We start from the raw sequence: 15,448 nt of genomic DNA, 5'->3' as shown, positions 1-15,448 counted from the left end.
CGGCATACCAGGTGGCTTCGCCGGCCTTGCGGGCGTTGGCGAAATCGCGGTAGTCTTCCCGCACCGCGGCCCGCATGCGGTTCAAAATGGGTACCAGGTCGCCCAGAGTTTTCACTTCTTCACCGCTCAGGCAGCGGATGACGGGCAGGTAGTAGGCAGTGTCGGGATAGCCCACCGGATGGTCGGCACCGTATTCCCGGATAGCCTGATTGAGCAGAATTTCCGCATAGCTGAGAGCGGTAATGGTACCGTTGTACACTGATTTGAAAAGCGCTTTGGGCTCTTTGCCCGGCTCTATAACGCCCTCGAATATTTGATCGAAATTGAGCTGCTCAGACATGGTTTCTCCTCCTTTCAACCCCGTGCATTAGTAATTCTGGCAAAGGCTGGTTTCAAATTCCTCGGCCATCTTGCGATGGACACCCAGTTTCCAGGTACGGTATTCCAGCGCACTGAGCATCTTCTTGGCCGCAATGGCAGGATCCATTTCAAAGATGAAGTATCCGCCATACACGTCGCTGGCGATCTGGGTGACGATGGAGTAAATCAGATCGCTGCCTTCCAGCGGCGGCATGGAACCGACGTGGACGGGCATGCCCATAGCCACGCACCAGCAACCGATGGAAACGGCCTTGCCCGACATGGCTTCGGGAGCCGAGGCCACCCAGGGTACCTTGGGCGTGTCCACACCCATTTCATTGGCCATATCCATCAGCAGGTCGGAGCAACGGGTGTTGTCCACGCAGGAGCCCATATGGAAGACCGCCGGCAGAGGTGTGCTCAGGTTGGATTTTTCGCTCAGTCTGGCCAGGAATTTCTTCAGACCTTCGCCCGCATACTCCACGGCTTCAGGAGCGAGCAAGCCCAGTTTGGCGCAGGCCTGCATGGCGCAACCGGTACCGATCACAAAAACATCGTTCTTGAGCAGTTCTTTGATAATGGTGATGTGGCTGTCATCCTGGGGCCGCTTCAGGTTGTTGCAGCCGGCCATCAGGGCCACGCCTTTGAGTTCACCGCTCAGGATGGCATCCACCAGCACCCGCACCGGTTTTTCCGGATTAACTGCCGCGAACAGCTCATAGAGCGCCTCCAGGCTCCAACCGGCAATAACCTTGTTGACCACCTGGGGAATATGCACCTTGTTCGGGTCACGCAGTTTAAAGGCATCAATGGCCAGGCGTACCGCCGTCTTGGCGTTATCCAGCGCCCGGGTGGTCTGGTAGTCAATGTGATAGGCGCCCGGAATCTTGGCGATGGGCGAAGTGGTAATAATTCTGGTATGGAAGCACTCGGCAGCATTACGAATGGCCGGCATGATGCACTGCACGTCCACCACCATGGCATCAATGGCGCCGGTGGCAATGGCATATTCCTGGGAGGCAAAGGAGGTCACAATGGGCACGCCGTGGCGCATCAACACCTCGTTACCGGTACAGCAAATACCCATCAGCTTGATGCCCTTGGCACCGGCCGCTTTGGCCTCACTATCCAGTTCCCGGGCCGCCTGAACAATGATTTCGGACAGGATGGGGTTGTGGCCATGCAGCACCAGGTTCACATATTCGGGATCAATTACGCCCAGGTTGGCCTCACTGACCACCGGACGGGGGGTACCGAACAGAATATCGGACAGGTCGGTACCCACGTGCATACCCACATAGTCGGCCAGAGCCACCCGCAGAGCGGCAAAGATAATATTGACCGGATCGTTGTCCATACCCACGTGGGCCTGGGTAACCAGTTCGGAAATAACGTTGTAGACACCGTGAGGCATGATGTCGTGAGTGCGGAATTTCTCCAGGCGACCGGGCGTAACCGTGGTCTTCACCCAGGTGGACTCGCCGAAGCCCTTCAGGCGGCTGTAGTCCTCCAGCGCCGCCTTGGCCACATCGTGCGCAATTTCCATATCGGAACGTCCCTCGCTGGGGATACCAATGCGCTGAGCAACCTTGTACAGTTTCTGTCTGTCCTTCACGGTATAATCAGGAGCGTGCCCCTCGGAAGCCTCCAGCAGGGTGTGGGCCATATGACTGGCGTGTTCACTGTGGGAGGCCGCTCCGGTGAGCAGCATCAGGCCGGTGCTGCGGGCGGCGATGGTCCAATGCGAGGCACCGCAAATACCCTTGCTGCCCGGGCCTTCGTCAGCCTTAATCCGGCAGGGACCCATCATACAAAAACGGCAGCAGATTCCTTTATAGCCGAACTGACACTGGGGCTGCTGGGCCACAGCCCGGTCAAAAGCGGTGATCATACCCCGTTCTTTGGCAATATCAATCATTTCCAGAACGCCGGGGTCAATGGTGCGCTTGACAGATTTGGGATCGACAACCCGCGGCGCATCGGATGGCCGGCAGGTATGGCTGGGGTCGCTAAACCTTGGCATTGCTTTAACCTCCTCAATTGTTCAATTAGTTAACACACAACCAGTTAACGACCGGCCGGGCAAACCGGTCATTTTTAAGGCCAACTCTCCCTCCCTCCAATACTAAACGGCACCACCTGCCTCACCCAAAATCTTTTCTCTAACCTCCCGCATGCCACTGAGCAGTCCTTCCTCCGCTGTCACAGGTACGGGCTTGATAGAGTTTTCCCAGATCGCTTCGCTGAATTCCACAAAACCGAGCACATCACCCGGCGGAAAGCTGGTTTCAATAAAGTCCTTTTCCGCGGCCTGGCGAATCTTATTGCCGATAATCCTCACTCTCTTAATTCCCAGGTCGCGCGCCATACTGATCACATTGCGGGCTGTATTGATGCTGTTGCGGCTGGGCTCCACCACCACCAGCATCATATCCACTCCCCGGGCGGTGCCCCGGGAAAGATGTTCGATACCCGCTCCCATATCCATAACCACCACGTCGTTGCGATCCAGCAACAGGGCATAAATAAGCGCGCTCAGGAATGTATTCTCCCTGCAGTAACACTCCGAGCCGCCCTTCTTGACATCACCCATGCGCAAAAACCTGATATTACCCAGCTGATAGGAATATTCCTTGATTGTCTCCTCGTCGATGCTGGGATTTAGTGTATAAAATGCCCCCTCCCCGCTCACCTGCCTGATTTTGTCCCGCATCTCCACCACCGGCTTGATCCTCCAGGCCCGGTCTTCCGGTATGCCGATGGCCGCCGCCAGGCAGGCATCGGGGTCGGCATCAATAGCGTAAACCACCCGGGAGGTTTCGGCAAACGACTTGATCAGCGCGGCGGCGATGGTGGTCTTGCCCACTCCGCCCTTGCCCGATATGGCCAGCTTCAAAAGATATCACCCCGAAGTATGCTAAATTTTTTGCTACATCTCAAAATTCACTATATTATTTTTATATAGTTCATATATCTTTGTTACATTCTACACAAAGCTTGCTTTTCCTGCCTGCCCGAGTTACTTCCACATGCAAATAAAATTACTTATGGAAAACATTGCGGCACAGTCAACAAAACTATTTATAAAATTTTGAATAAGTATTTTCGACAGCCACAATAAAATTCCTGCCCCAAAAAAATAAAAAATTCTGAACCAAAGAAAATTTAGACATTGTGAAATTTCACAATATTATTCCTAATCCCAGAACAAATATTTACGGCGCAATCTTTTATACTGCCACCACAGCAGCAGCAGGAAGGCCAGCACAAAGGCGAAGAAGAGCAGCTTTCCTACCGTCAGATAATAGCGGTATTTTTTAATCTCTGCTTCACGCCGGGCAATCATCTGCTTGATGGATTCCTTCTCCGCCTGCAAGGCCAGCTGTTCCTCTTTGATTTGCAATTTTTGCTTTTCCAGGCGGCCCACATCCTCCAGCAAACGGACATAGGCCCGGCTCAGGTCTTTCACCCGCTCGCTCAAAGTGTATGTTTCCTGCCTCTGGGGAGAAGGGCTAAGCACGTGCCACAACACCAGCCCGTCGAATTGTCCGCTCAGACCCTGCAGATAAGCTATGGTGGGTGCCAAATCAATATTGGTGACCGGCGGAGAGACATAACCGGCTTTAAAATCCTTACCTTTCAGAATCAGCGGGCTGCGCCCCGTAACTCCGCAAACAATCAACATGGTCTCTTCATAGGTTCCCTGCCGGTGCAAATAGCTCAAAATCCGCCCCACTTGATTATCCAACTCGGTGAGACACTTTACTTTTTGACTCGCACTATCACCGTCCTGCGGTCCGCGCAGCACAATAAAACTCATAAAAGGCTGCCTGGCCTCCAGGTATTTGATTATTTCACTGACCATTTCTTCATTGGACTGGTAGGGCCCGGGGAAATAGCCGCTGATACCGGAGATACCGCCCCGCAGTTCACCGGTGGCATCAAATACCACTGTGGCATTCTTCCGCTTTTCCAGCAGATTGAGCACGGTGGGCACAGTAGCCTGCCGGTTGGCGCTTCCGAAACCGTGCCGAACTGGCAGCACACCGCTGACCAGTGAAAACAATTGCTCGGCGGTACGATCCGGTTCGTGACCAATCATATACTCGACCTGGGTACCGGACATGGCCAGCCCCTTTAGATTGGGGGCAGCAATGCTGCCAAAGAGTTTTGCATCCAGTCCATCAATAGCTATCCAGATAATCTGCCTGGTGATAGCCACGGGACTAACTCCCTGTTCTGGGCTTTTTTCCGGTTCGGCACTGCCTATTGAGGCTCCTCCTCCCAGCCCCAGGGTCAGGAAAAACAGCAGCAACATCCCAAACACCGGTCTACCTCTGAATAATCTTCGGTTCATCGCCGGATCACCTCCATATTTTTCCCTTTAATACTATAATGAGGGAGGCAGAGCTTTTATGACTGTTTTTGCCCCCGCACCCCTTGACGGGGAATGCAGCATTAGATATAATTACATTTGCATGTTAACAGCCGGGATGTGGCGCAGTTTGGCTAGCGCGCCTGCCTTGGGAGCAGGAGGCCGGGGGTTCAAATCCCTCCATCCCGACCACCAGCCAGACAAGCGGCCCCTTGGTCAAGCGGTCTAAGACACCGCCCTTTCACGGCGGTAACACGGGTTCGAATCCCGTAGGGGTCACCAACATCCGGAGGGGTTCCCGAGTGGTCAAAGGGAGCAGACTGTAAATCTGCCGGCGGACGCCTTCGCAGGTTCGAATCCTGCCCCCTCCACCAGCAATTGGGGCGTAGCCAAGCGGTAAGGCAGCGGGCTTTGGACCCGCCATGCGTTGGTTCGAATCCAGCCGCCCCAGCCATCATCCAACCTGAACATCGCCCCGGGGCGATGTTCTTATTTTTCTGCCCGGTACAGGCACGCACCCCGCCCTCCGGATCATATAATATAAAACCTTTTTCAGGCGAATTTCCGAGGAGGGAAATCTATGCTGGCTGGGGTGTGGGCACTGGCTTTACTGTCCCTGGTGCACGGTCTGGTAATGCTGGTCTCTCATATTGCTCAAAACAGTTTTCCCCGACCACTGAATGAACAGGAAGAGAAGGCCTATCTGGAACTGGCGCTGCAGGGCAACCAGCAGGCCAGACAGCTCCTGATTGAACACAACCTGCGTCTGGTCGCCCACATTATCAAGAAATTTGATGATCGCAGCGAAGAATTCGACGATCTGATCTCTATCGGCACCATTGGCCTGATCAAGGCTATCAACACCTACCGGCCGGACAAAACCACCCGCCTGGCCACATATGCTTCCCGCTGCATTGAAAATGAAATACTCATGTACTTCCGCAGCAAAAAGAAAAAGCGTCATGAATGCTCCCTTTATGATCCCATCGGCCAGGATAAAGAAGGACATGAATTATGCTTGATCGATATTCTGGGAACGCCGCCCGACAGCGTACCCGAGCAAATCAACACCAGCGTTACCCGGGAAATCATCCGGAACAAACTGTCCGAACTGCCCTTCCAGGAACAACAGGTACTGGCGCTACGTTTCGGATTGACCAATGGAGAGTGTCTCACCCAGCGCGAGATCGCGCAAAAAATGGGCATTTCCCGATCATATGTTTCGCGCATTGAAAAGCGCGCCCTGCAGCGCCTGATGGAACATCTCAGCAGGGTGAATTTATTGCATTGACAAACCGGGAATCAGTTGCTAAACTAAATGGCAGTAATTTAATAACGATGAAGTGCTCTTATCCGGAGCGGCGGAGGGACTGGCCCGATGAAGCCCGGCAACCAGCTGGCGCGAGCCACCAGGCAGGCAGTGCGAGCATGGTGCTAATTCCTGCAGGAGAATATTTCTTTTATTCTTCTGAGAGATAAGAGGAAAAGCATTTTTGCCAACCTCTTTTCATCAGAAAGAGGTTTTTTTATTCTCTAATGAGCAATCGGGAAGAGCACGGGATCTGGGAGGGATTTTGACATGAGCCTGGAGAAGACCTATGCCGAAATTAATGCCAAGATTAAGGCCGGTAAAGCTGTGGTGGTCACAGCAGAAGAACTGATTCAAATTGTGGAAGAAAAAGGCATCAGCCGCGCCACCCGGGAAGTAGATGTGGTCACCACGGGAACATTTGCCCCCATGTGCTCTTCGGGCGCTTTCCTGAACTTCGGCCATTCCCAGCCGCGGATGAAAATGCAAAAAGTCTGGCTGAACGGCGTCCCCGCTTATGCCGGCATTGCCGCTGTGGATGCCTATATCGGAGCCACCGAACTGCCGGAAGATGACCCCTTAAACAGCAATTACCCGGGCGAATTCCGCTACGGCGGCGGGCATGTCCTTCAGGATCTGGTCGCCGGCAAACCAATCAAACTGAAAGCACTTAGCTACGGTACCGACTGCTACCCCCGCCGGCAGCTGGAAACCACCATCACCCTGAGCGACATCAACGAGGCCATCCTTTTCAACCCGCGCAATGCTTACCAGAACTATAACTGCGCGGTCAACCTGGGCAACAAGACCATATATACATATATGGGCATGCTCAAACCCAATCTGGGCAACGCGCATTACTCCACAGCGGGACAGCTCAGCCCGTTGCTCAAAGATCCCCATTTCAAAACCATCGGCATAGGCACCCGTATTTTCCTGGGCGGCGGGATTGGCTATGTGGCCTGGCACGGCACCCAGCATTTCCCGTCCATACAGAAAGACAGCGCCGGCAATGATTGCGGGCCGGCCGGGGGAACTCTGGCCGTCATTGGCGATTTAAAACAAATGAGCCCGGAATGGCTGGTGGGCACCAGCTATCTGGGCTACGGAGCCACTCTGTCCGTAGGAATTGGTGTGCCCATTCCCCTTCTGAACGAGGAAATCACCCTGTACGCCGCAGCCACGGACCGGGAACTCTACGCCCCCATCGTGGACTATAGCGACGCCTATCCCAACCGGCAGCCCGGCAACCTGGGTTATGTCAGTTACGCCGAACTAAAAACGGGCAAGATCACTGTACAGGGACGCGAAGTACCCACCGCCCCCCTGTCCAGCATTCCCCGGGCCAGAAAGATTGCCGGCATCCTGAAAGAATGGATCACCAGCGGTCGTTTCCAGCTAACCGAACCGGTACAACTGTTGCCCGGACCGGAGGCCGGTCTGAGCGGCAAGCCGCTGCAGGCCAACAAATAACCGGTAGCAATGGAGAACAGTAGAAAGGAGAAAGCCCGATGTCGCCCAGAAAAATAGTGCTGCGCTTTGGCCCCGACATTTCCAACAAACCAGTTATTTACCGCCTGGTTAAAGACTATGATTTGATGGTAAATATTGTTAAAGCGAACGTCAACCCCCAAAAAGAAGGCACCATGGTCCTGGAGCTGACCGGCGAACAGTACGACCGGGGGCTGGATTACCTGCGCAGCTGCGGCGTTGTGGTCCAGGATCTGACCCAGGAAATAGTGCGCAATGAAGAAAAGTGCACCTCCTGCGGCGCCTGCACCGCCATCTGTCCCACCGGCGCCCTGCACATCCAGCGCCCGGAAATGATTGTATGTTTCAACAGTGATGACTGCGTGGTTTGCCAGCTGTGCGTGCGCGCCTGCCCGGTGAAAGCTATGGAGGTACGCCTGTAAGATGACGTACTACCATCGCACCTACCGGCAACTGCACCAGTCCTCCGATTTACTGCATTTCACCGTTCAGGTGCGGGAAACCGACCTGGATATAGGTGTGCGCAAAGAATCATTTCAAAAATGGCTTCCGGAAAAAACACGGCAGGCTGTCATAGCCTGCCGCTCTCCTCTGGAAGAATATCTCCAAAAGGACCCTTTTTTCGCCCGCACCTTAGATCCTTACCAGCCTCCGGAATGGGCTCCCCCCATTGCTCAGCGCATGGCCGCCGCCGCCGCCCGGGCCGGGGTGGGCCCGATGGCCGCCGTGGCCGGAACCATAGCCTGGCAGACCGGCCTGTTCCTGGGCAAATACAGCCGCGATGTCATCGTGGAGAATGGTGGGGACATCTTTGTCCGCACCAGGCGTACCCGGCGCATTGCGGTATTTGCCGGCAATTCCCCCTTGAGCAACCGCATTGCCCTGGAAATAAAGCCCCAGGACGGGCCCCTGGGTATTTGTACCTCGTCCGGCACTGTCGGCCACTCCTTGAGCCTGGGCACGGCCGACGCCGTAGTGATCATCTCCCCCGATCCGCCCCTGGCCGATGCCGTGGCCACTGCCACCGGCAACCTGGTCAAAACGGCAGCGGATCTGGAGAAAGCGCTGGATTTTGCCCTGAACATACCCGGCATCAGTGGAGCCCTGATTGTTCTGGGCACCCAGCTGGCAGTTAAAGGATTGGTCAGGCTGTGCCCGCTGCCGGGCTGATGACCTCATCCCGTACTGTTGGACACCGTCCTTGCTTTGATATGACGAACAACATCGTCAACCACCTGACGAATAACAATATCCCGCTGCCGGGCCAGAAAATATTCCCTCTGCTCCTCCACCTTTTGCCCGCCGGGGTCGAATAGTACCCTGACCCGGGGATAAAGATTATATCCAGGGATATTTTCCACCACGGCAGCAATCTCTCCGTTGCTCAGCTCCACAACGGTGCCCAGAGGATAGGGAGCGATAATGTGCGTAAATATGCGCACAATTTCATAATCAAACATGCTGCCGCCTCCGGCGGCCAGCAGCTCATAAGCCTCATGGGGCGGAAAGGCCGGCCGGTAGACCCGGTCGGAGGTAATGGCATCGTAGACATCGGCCACGGCCGCAACTCGCGAAAACAAGTGAATTTGTTCACCTTTCAGACCAACTGGATAACCGCTGCCATCATACCGCTCGTGGTGCTGCAGGGCTACCGCCGCCTCCACAATATTCACATAACCGCTGTGCTTTAATATCTGCATTCCTACATGACAGTGTCTCTTGATCTGGTCAAACTCTTCCTCCGATAACTTGCCCGGTTTGTTCAAAACGCTCAGCGGTACATCAATTTTGCCGATATCGTGCAGCATAGCCCCCTTGCCCAGTTGTACCAGCCGGTCCCGAGACATTTTCATGGCCAGTCCCGCCATCACGGACAGCACGCCGACATTGACACTGTGCGCAAAGGTGTAGTCGTCGTGCGTGCGAATGTCCATCATGTCCAGGATTAAATTTTTATTGCCGAGCAATTCATCAATAATGTGTTCCACCACAGATTGGATTTCCCGGCTTAACAGGAGGCACCTCTTGATATCCCCCCTTTTGCCCGGTGCCGTCTGCAACAGTTCCCGCACCAGGGTACGCGCCCGGCTTCTGGTCTCATCGCGAATTACGTCATCCACGATCAGGTCAGGCAAAAGCCCGTCTTCCACATAAACAAAGTTGATGCCCAGCCTCTTAAGACGCTCGATATACCGCTCGGTCAGCTCCAGGCCGGCACTGAGCAGCATCTGTCCACCAGCGCTGTACACCGGGCGAGCTATTTTCATTCCCGCATGCAGGGCTGTTACAGGTACGCGGCGCAAGCCTTTCACCTCAATACAAAATGTGTAACGAAAAGATTACAATACTGTTTACCATTATACCATCTATCATCCATGAAACTGGCTCCCCTTGCAAAATTTGCTGCACCAAAACTGACTTTATTCGACATTATTTTCCTGCCGGTAACCCCGCTCCTCCCAGGCCTGCCGGTAGACCAGATAGTCACGCTGACTGAACAAAACCCAGCGCACCTCCTGCAGAGAGTGTTCCTGGAGAAATTCCTCCACCGCCCGCACAGCTACCGCAGCCGCCCGCTCCAGGGGAAAGCCGTAGGCACCGGTACTGATGGACGGAAAGGCCACCGTACTGATCCCGTGCTGTACCGCCAGGCGCAGGCTATTTTGATAGGCGCTGGCCAGCAGGCGGTCTTCGTCATGAGCACCGCCCCGCCAGACCGGTCCCACAGTGTGAATTACATAGGCCGCTTTCAGCCGTCCTCCGGTAGTCAGCACGGCCTGCCCGGTCGGACACCCACCCTGGCGGGCTCTAATCTCGTCGCACTGGGCCATAATTTCCGGGCCACCGGCCCGGTGAATGGCCCCGTCCACACCTCCGCCACCGGCCAGACGGCTGTTGGCGGCATTAACAATGGCCTGTGTATCCTGGGTGGTAATATCCCCCTGCAATAGAATCACCCGGGTTTGCCCCACCATAAACTGTACCACCTGGTTCACCTCGCTAAAATGCAAATTTATTTTTTCATGAACACCCTGGATCTTTTGAATAAGTATACAATCATAATATACAATATCAGTCCTAGCCCGACAATCTTATATAAGTGTTGCTGCAACAATCGTGCCGCTCTTTCCCAGTAGCTGCTAAAAAAATAGCCCGCCCCCAGGTAGATAAAAGACCAGATCAGGGCAAAAGCGCTGTTGTATAAAAAAAACACGCTGGCCCGCACCCTGCTCACCCCGGCCAGATAGGGCGTCAGATTGCTGAGCATGGGCAAAAAATGGCCCAGCACAATGTAGTAGCCGGCCGAACGCTGCATATAATAAAAGCCCTGCTCCAGCTGTTCGGGAGTGATCCTGAAAAACTTCACCATCCCTGTCAGAAACGGGTGACCTAAAAAGCGGCCCAGGAAATAAGCGATCCCGCCACCTACATTGTAACCGGCCACGGCGGCCAGCACGGCGGCCAGCCAGCCCAAACTCTCCCGACCGATCAGCACACCGGCGAAAACCATCATCACACTGCCCGGAAAGGGCAGTCCCAGCGACTCGATCACCGCTCCCAGAAACAGGGCCAGCCAGCCAAATTCAGTCAGATAATCAGTCACCCGTGCCAGCAAAAAAATCACCTCTGCGCTTAGGTTAACCACGCCGAGGTGATTTGTTGCATGTCGCTTATTACAGCACTCTGGCCTGACCCCGGTAGACCAGTCCCCGCTGGCCGTCCACTGTTATGACCTCCCCGTCCTGGATCAGGGCCGTGGCACATTCCACTCCCACTACCGTAGGAATACCGAATTCCAGCCCCACAATTGCGGCATGGGAGGTCAGCCCCCCCACCTCGGTAATCAAAGCCGCCGCTCTGTCCAATATGCCGATATATTCCCGGTCGGTAGCTTCGGTAATCAATATGTCTCCCGGCTGCAGCCTTTCCTGTGCTTCCTTGACACTGTGGCAGATTCTGGCCACACCGGTTACCGCCTTCTGCCCGATCCCGGTGCCCCGGGCCAGAATGTCTCCGGCCGTGTGCACCTTGATCAGGTTGGTGGTGCCGTGCACTCCCACCGGCACACCGGCAGTAATCACCACCAGGTCGCCAGGACTGATATAGCCGCTGTCCAGCGAGGCCTGGATGGCCGCTGTAATCATGCTGTCGGTATCCAGCACCCGGGGCATGAGCAGGGGCTGCACCCCCCAGATCAGTGCCAGCTTGCGCAGTACCGCCGGATCGGGCGTGACCGCAATAATCGGCGCCCTGGGACGGTATTTGCTGACCATCTTGGCCGTATAGCCGGTCTCGGTGGAAGTAATAATGGCCGCCGCGTCCAGGTCGGCAGCAATGGTGCAGGTAGCGTGGCTGATGGAGTCGGTCACGGTACGGGCCAGCGCTACAGCTTTGCGGCGTAGAATCTCGTCGTACTGCAGAGATGATTCCGCCCTTTCGGCAATGCGGGCCATGGTCTGCACCGCCTCTACCGGGTATTTGCCGGCCGCGGTTTCACCGGAGAGCATGATGGCATCGGTACCATCAAAGATAGCATTGGCCACATCGCTGGCTTCCGCCCGGGTGGGGCGGGGGTGCTGAATCATGGACTCCAGCATCTGGGTGGCTGTAATCACCGGCTTGCCGGCCCGGTTGCACTTTTCAATGATCTTTTTCTGCACCAGGGGCACTTCCTCCACCGGGATCTCCACCCCCAGATCGCCGCGCGCCACCATAATGCCGTCCGCCACTTTGATAATTTCATCCACATTGGCCACGCCTTCCCGGCTTTCAATCTTGGCGATGATGTCCAGGTCGGCTCCCGACTCCTCCACAATCTGCCGGATGGCCAGCACGTCATTGGCTTTGCGGATAAAAGAGGCGGCAATAATATCCATCCCCTGCTTGATCCCGAAGAGGATGTCATCCACATCCCGCTCGGTCAGTGCAGGCAGGTTGACATTGACCCCGGGCAAATTTACCCCCTTTTGCGAGGTAATTTCGCCGCCGCTGATCACCTCACACTCCACCTGCTTGCGGCTTTTTCCAGTAACACGCAGTTCAATCAGACCGTCAGCTATTAAAATAGTATCTCCTTCCATCACATCACGGGGCAGTCCTTTATATGTAACGGGCAGCATTTCCGCCGTACCCTTGATTTCCTCCGTGGTCAGGACAACCTTCTGGCCCGCTTCCAGCAGCACTTTTTCCTGCTCCAGATAGCCCAGGCGGATTTCCGGGCCTTTGGTGTCCAGGAGCAGGGCCACATTCTGCCCGGTTTTGGCCGCCGCTTCCCGCACCGCCGCAATCCGCCGGGCATGATCCTCATGTGTACCGTGGGAAAAATTAAGCCGGGCCACATTCATGCCGGCCCGGATCATGCGGATCAACGTGGGAACACGTTCACTGGCCGGCCCAATGGTACATACAATCTTGGTGCGTCGCAAGCGCATCACTCCTTCAAATCGATAGAATGTCTGCCAGTGTGTACATATCCAGATCGATTAGCTGGTTTTTTTGCACCGCCTGCTGGAGGTCAGTGGCCACCACCCGGCCACTGATCACTCCCACCATTTTACCGCTCTCGCCGGCCAGAAGCAAATCCACCGCCGCCGCCCCCAACCGGCTGGCCAGGTTGCGGTCAAAAGCAGTGGGCGTCCCGCCCCGCTGCAGGTGGCCGAGTATGGTCACTTTGGTATCAAAACCGGTTTTTTCCTTGATCTGGCGGCCCACCTCCAAACCGCTGGCCGCTCCTTCCGCTACAATGATAATGCTGTGCAGTTTTCCCCGCTTGTAACCGCGCATTAACTTGTCGCAAAGCTCATCAATACTGAGGGGTTTTTCCGGGATGAGGATGGTTTCCGCTCCCCCCGCCAGTCCCGCGGTCAGGGCAATCCAGCCCGAATCCCGGCCCATCACTTCAATGATAAAAGTTCTCTCGTGCGATGTAGCCGTATCGCGAATTTTATTTATGGCGTCCACCACTGTATTGACCGCCGTGTCAAATCCGATGGAATAATCCGTACCGAAAATATCATTATCAATGGTCCCGGGTATGCCGATCACCGGGATGTTGTACTCCTGGCTGAATTGCAGCGCTCCCCGGAAGGAACCGTCCCCACCGATGACAATCAGCCCCTGCAGGCCGAAACGCTGCATACTGGCAAATGCTTTAGCCCGCCCTTCCGGCGTTTTGAACAGCTCGGATCGGGCGGTATGCAAGATGGTGCCGCCGCGGTGAATAATATCGGCCACCGACCCCAGATTCATGGGCTGCAGATCGCCTTCAATCAGTCCGTTGTACCCGCGCATGATCCCCATTACTTCCCGGCCGTGATAAATCGCTTTGCGCACCACGGCCCGAATGGCCGCATTCATGCCCGAGGAATCCCCGCCACTGGTTAAGACCCCCAACCGCTGCACACCTGCCACCCCCGGCCCTTAATATTGACTGATCATCTCCAGAGCTTCTTCCACTTCAGACTCCGGCACCAGAATCTCCACCGGTGTATTATCGCCATCGGCATGAAGAGTGATCGGCCTCACCTTGACCAGAAAACCCTCATTGGTCAAGTACTGCAGCATACGCTGGGCCTCTTTCTTGTTGGGCGCAATATGCACCACTGTCCACACGCCTCCTCCCCTCCCCCGAGCACTTATTCATCTGTCCTGATCAAGCCATGCTTGGTATATATCTCCGCCCGGCCCCGGATTTTGATCGCACTGGTGTGCTCTGTAAACTGGGCAATCATCACTTCGCCCCGGTCCAACTTTTCCGTATGGTGAAAGCGGGTATCCTTTCCCCTGGTTAAACCGATAATGGTCACGCCGTTCTCCAGCGCCTTGACCGCCACATAATCACCGGCTACTTCAGGGGGAAATTCGCTCCCGAGCCTGCTTTTCTCACCCATGCCCATCACCTCAATCTCCTTTTTCCAGCGGTATCATAGCACAACCGCCCTTATTTAGCAAGCTGCAAAAAAATAGCCCCCGCAACCAGTCGCAGGGTCTATTATTTTACCATCAATAAATTACTCTTCCTCTTTTTCGGTCGACGGGGCAGCTATACTCTGCTGTACCGCCTGCCGGTGTTTTTCATCCCGGCCCTCCTGCACGCTTTTCACTTTGTTCTCAAAATCCTTAAATCCCATGTCCATCACTCCTGCCAGAATAAAGTGGGATTTATTGTTATATTTAACCCGCAGGTGATGGAATTATACATGAGAACCCATTCCAGGTAAAAAAAGCTATCTTATCAAGATTCAACCTGGGGGGGGCTCCACCAGACTGAAAAGCTGTTCTTTATTTTCCGGGTGACCGACCACCAGCAGCACATCTCCCGCCTGGATTACCGTATCGGCCCGGGGAGAATAGATCTCCTCCCCCTGGCGAAAAATAGCCAGCACCGTAGCACCGGTCTTGCTGCGAAAATCCACTTCCGCCAGCGATTTGCCCACCAGCGGTGAAAAGGGCAGCACCCGGATTTCGTCCAGACGGCGCAACCGCCCCACCATTTTCATGGTATAATCCAGCAGTTCGTGCATCAGCCGGTCAATTTCCTCATTTAGCTCATCGCGTTGCCGGAGCAGGGCATGCAGTTTTTCCTGCATCCCCCGCAGCACTTCCTTCTGACCGCACTCGGCCAAAAAAGCCTCGGCCGCCTTCTGGGAACGCACCACCACCCCTACTCCGGGGGAAACATGCACAATTCCCGTGTCCTGCAACAGGGTGAGGGCACGGCGGATGGTTTCCGGAGAGACATTGTACTTGCCGGCCAGAGTGGAGCGGCCGAATATTTTTTGACCCTCCCGGTATTCACCGCGCATGATCCGGGTGGCAATGTCCATAGCAATACTGACATAGCGGGCCATCAAGTGGTTACCGTGCTCATCCAGCATAACAGCTCGAACTCCCTCTATCACAGCTGTAACAGC

The 15,448-nt window shown here is 55.1% G+C and carries 15 protein-coding genes, 4 tRNA genes, 1 pseudogene and 1 riboswitch; of the genes and pseudogenes, 8 read left to right on the top strand and 12 right to left on the bottom strand.

Annotation, left to right across the window (positions count from 1 at the left end):
- The 4 genes and pseudogenes from ACUVTU_RS08960 to ACUVTU_RS08945 all read right to left on the bottom strand — a co-directional run.
- Positions 1-340, bottom strand: a pseudogene (locus tag ACUVTU_RS08960) (acetyl-CoA decarbonylase/synthase complex subunit alpha/beta); the annotation flags it as partial.
- A 27-nt stretch (positions 341-367) separates the two neighbouring features.
- On the bottom strand, positions 368-2,383 hold the full coding sequence (gene cooS / locus ACUVTU_RS08955) for an anaerobic carbon-monoxide dehydrogenase catalytic subunit (protein WP_445889620.1): 2,016 nt from the start codon (positions 2,381-2,383) through the stop codon (positions 368-370).
- A 102-nt stretch (positions 2,384-2,485) separates the two neighbouring features.
- The gene (locus tag ACUVTU_RS08950) at positions 2,486-3,256 is read right to left on the bottom strand and encodes an ATP-binding protein (RefSeq protein WP_445889619.1); all 771 of its coding nucleotides are present in this window, start codon (positions 3,254-3,256) and stop codon (positions 2,486-2,488) included.
- 300 nt (positions 3,257-3,556) lie between these two features.
- Positions 3,557-4,717: an alkaline phosphatase family protein gene (locus ACUVTU_RS08945; protein WP_445889618.1), complete on the bottom strand. Its 1,161-nt coding sequence runs from the start codon at positions 4,715-4,717 to the stop codon at positions 3,557-3,559.
- Positions 4,718-4,849: 132 nt separating this feature from the next.
- On the opposite strand from ACUVTU_RS08945, the gene ACUVTU_RS08940 reads away from it, so the two are divergent.
- From ACUVTU_RS08940 to ACUVTU_RS08905, 8 genes are all read left to right on the top strand, one after another.
- A tRNA-Pro gene (locus ACUVTU_RS08940) sits at positions 4,850-4,927 on the top strand.
- 14 nt (positions 4,928-4,941) lie between these two features.
- Positions 4,942-5,017 (top strand) — tRNA-Glu (locus tag ACUVTU_RS08935).
- Between the two features lie 6 nt (positions 5,018-5,023).
- A tRNA-Tyr gene (locus ACUVTU_RS08930) sits at positions 5,024-5,109 on the top strand.
- Between the two features lie 5 nt (positions 5,110-5,114).
- Positions 5,115-5,189: transfer RNA gene (locus ACUVTU_RS08925), tRNA-Gln, on the top strand.
- A 126-nt stretch (positions 5,190-5,315) separates the two neighbouring features.
- Positions 5,316-6,026, top strand: a complete 711-nt coding sequence (sigK, locus tag ACUVTU_RS08920) for an RNA polymerase sporulation sigma factor SigK (RefSeq protein WP_445889617.1) — start codon at positions 5,316-5,318, stop codon at positions 6,024-6,026.
- A gap of 55 nt (positions 6,027-6,081) precedes the next feature.
- A riboswitch (SAM riboswitch) is annotated at positions 6,082-6,217 on the top strand.
- Positions 6,218-6,314: 97 nt separating this feature from the next.
- Positions 6,315-7,517, top strand: a complete 1,203-nt coding sequence (locus ACUVTU_RS08915; protein ID WP_445889616.1) for a homocysteine biosynthesis protein — start codon at positions 6,315-6,317, stop codon at positions 7,515-7,517.
- A gap of 38 nt (positions 7,518-7,555) precedes the next feature.
- Positions 7,556-7,957: an NIL domain-containing protein gene (locus ACUVTU_RS08910; RefSeq protein WP_445889615.1), complete on the top strand. Its 402-nt coding sequence runs from the start codon at positions 7,556-7,558 to the stop codon at positions 7,955-7,957.
- Position 7,958: 1 nt separating this feature from the next.
- Positions 7,959-8,705, top strand: a complete 747-nt coding sequence (locus tag ACUVTU_RS08905; RefSeq protein WP_445889614.1) for a UPF0280 family protein — start codon at positions 7,959-7,961, stop codon at positions 8,703-8,705.
- A gap of 5 nt (positions 8,706-8,710) precedes the next feature.
- Here ACUVTU_RS08905 and ACUVTU_RS08900 read toward each other — a convergent pair whose 3' ends face one another.
- The 8 genes from ACUVTU_RS08900 to ACUVTU_RS08865 all read right to left on the bottom strand — a co-directional run bounded on the left by ACUVTU_RS08900 (position 8,711) and on the right by ACUVTU_RS08865 (position 15,412).
- Entirely contained in the window at positions 8,711-9,838 is a 1,128-nt protein-coding gene (locus ACUVTU_RS08900; protein ID WP_445889613.1) for an HD-GYP domain-containing protein, read from the bottom strand.
- A gap of 117 nt (positions 9,839-9,955) precedes the next feature.
- Positions 9,956-10,510 (bottom strand): O-acetyl-ADP-ribose deacetylase, encoded by a 555-nt coding sequence (locus ACUVTU_RS08895; RefSeq protein ID WP_445889612.1) that lies wholly within the window; start codon positions 10,508-10,510, stop codon positions 9,956-9,958.
- Positions 10,511-10,548: 38 nt separating this feature from the next.
- Positions 10,549-11,151 carry a DedA family protein gene (locus ACUVTU_RS08890; RefSeq protein ID WP_445889611.1) on the bottom strand — a complete coding sequence of 201 codons (603 nt, stop codon included), beginning with the start codon at positions 11,149-11,151 and terminating at the stop codon, positions 10,549-10,551.
- Positions 11,152-11,209: 58 nt separating this feature from the next.
- Positions 11,210-12,961 (bottom strand): pyruvate kinase, encoded by a 1,752-nt coding sequence (gene pyk, locus ACUVTU_RS08885; protein WP_445889610.1) that lies wholly within the window; start codon positions 12,959-12,961, stop codon positions 11,210-11,212.
- 13 nt (positions 12,962-12,974) lie between these two features.
- The gene (gene pfkA / locus ACUVTU_RS08880; protein WP_445889609.1) at positions 12,975-13,937 is read right to left on the bottom strand and encodes a 6-phosphofructokinase; all 963 of its coding nucleotides are present in this window, start codon (positions 13,935-13,937) and stop codon (positions 12,975-12,977) included.
- Between the two features lie 18 nt (positions 13,938-13,955).
- Positions 13,956-14,147, bottom strand: a complete 192-nt coding sequence (locus ACUVTU_RS08875; RefSeq protein WP_445889608.1) for a glutamate decarboxylase — start codon at positions 14,145-14,147, stop codon at positions 13,956-13,958.
- A gap of 23 nt (positions 14,148-14,170) precedes the next feature.
- The gene (mtrB, locus tag ACUVTU_RS08870; RefSeq protein WP_445889622.1) at positions 14,171-14,431 is read right to left on the bottom strand and encodes a trp RNA-binding attenuation protein MtrB; all 261 of its coding nucleotides are present in this window, start codon (positions 14,429-14,431) and stop codon (positions 14,171-14,173) included.
- 345 nt (positions 14,432-14,776) lie between these two features.
- Positions 14,777-15,412 carry a TrkA C-terminal domain-containing protein gene (locus ACUVTU_RS08865; RefSeq protein ID WP_445889607.1) on the bottom strand — a complete coding sequence of 212 codons (636 nt, stop codon included), beginning with the start codon at positions 15,410-15,412 and terminating at the stop codon, positions 14,777-14,779.
- Between the last annotated feature and the right edge of the window lie 36 nt (positions 15,413-15,448).

The sequence above is a fragment of the Desulfurispora sp. genome, from assembly GCF_052744395.1.
The sequence above is the reverse complement of the archived record's forward strand: the minus strand, read 5'-3'. Positions and strand labels throughout refer to the sequence as shown.

Bases quoted from the DNA above. Each gene is read 5' to 3' on its own strand.
- cooS (WP_445889620.1), bottom strand. From the start codon at position 2,383: ATGCCAAGGTTTAGCGACCCCAGCCATACCTGCCGGCCATCCGATGCG.
- ACUVTU_RS08945 (WP_445889618.1), bottom strand. From the start codon at position 4,717: ATGAACCGAAGATTATTCAGAGGTAGACCGGTGTTTGGGATGTTGCTG.
- sigK (WP_445889617.1), top strand. From the start codon at position 5,316: ATGCTGGCTGGGGTGTGGGCACTGGCTTTACTGTCCCTGGTGCACGGT.
- ACUVTU_RS08915 (WP_445889616.1), top strand. From the start codon at position 6,315: ATGAGCCTGGAGAAGACCTATGCCGAAATTAATGCCAAGATTAAGGCC.
- ACUVTU_RS08910 (WP_445889615.1), top strand. From the start codon at position 7,556: ATGTCGCCCAGAAAAATAGTGCTGCGCTTTGGCCCCGACATTTCCAAC.
- ACUVTU_RS08905 (WP_445889614.1), top strand. From the start codon at position 7,959: ATGACGTACTACCATCGCACCTACCGGCAACTGCACCAGTCCTCCGAT.
- ACUVTU_RS08895 (WP_445889612.1), bottom strand. From the start codon at position 10,510: ATGGTGGGGCAAACCCGGGTGATTCTATTGCAGGGGGATATTACCACC.
- mtrB (WP_445889622.1), bottom strand. From the start codon at position 14,431: ATGGGCATGGGTGAGAAAAGCAGGCTCGGGAGCGAATTTCCCCCTGAA.
- ACUVTU_RS08865 (WP_445889607.1), bottom strand. From the start codon at position 15,412: ATGCTGGATGAGCACGGTAACCACTTGATGGCCCGCTATGTCAGTATT.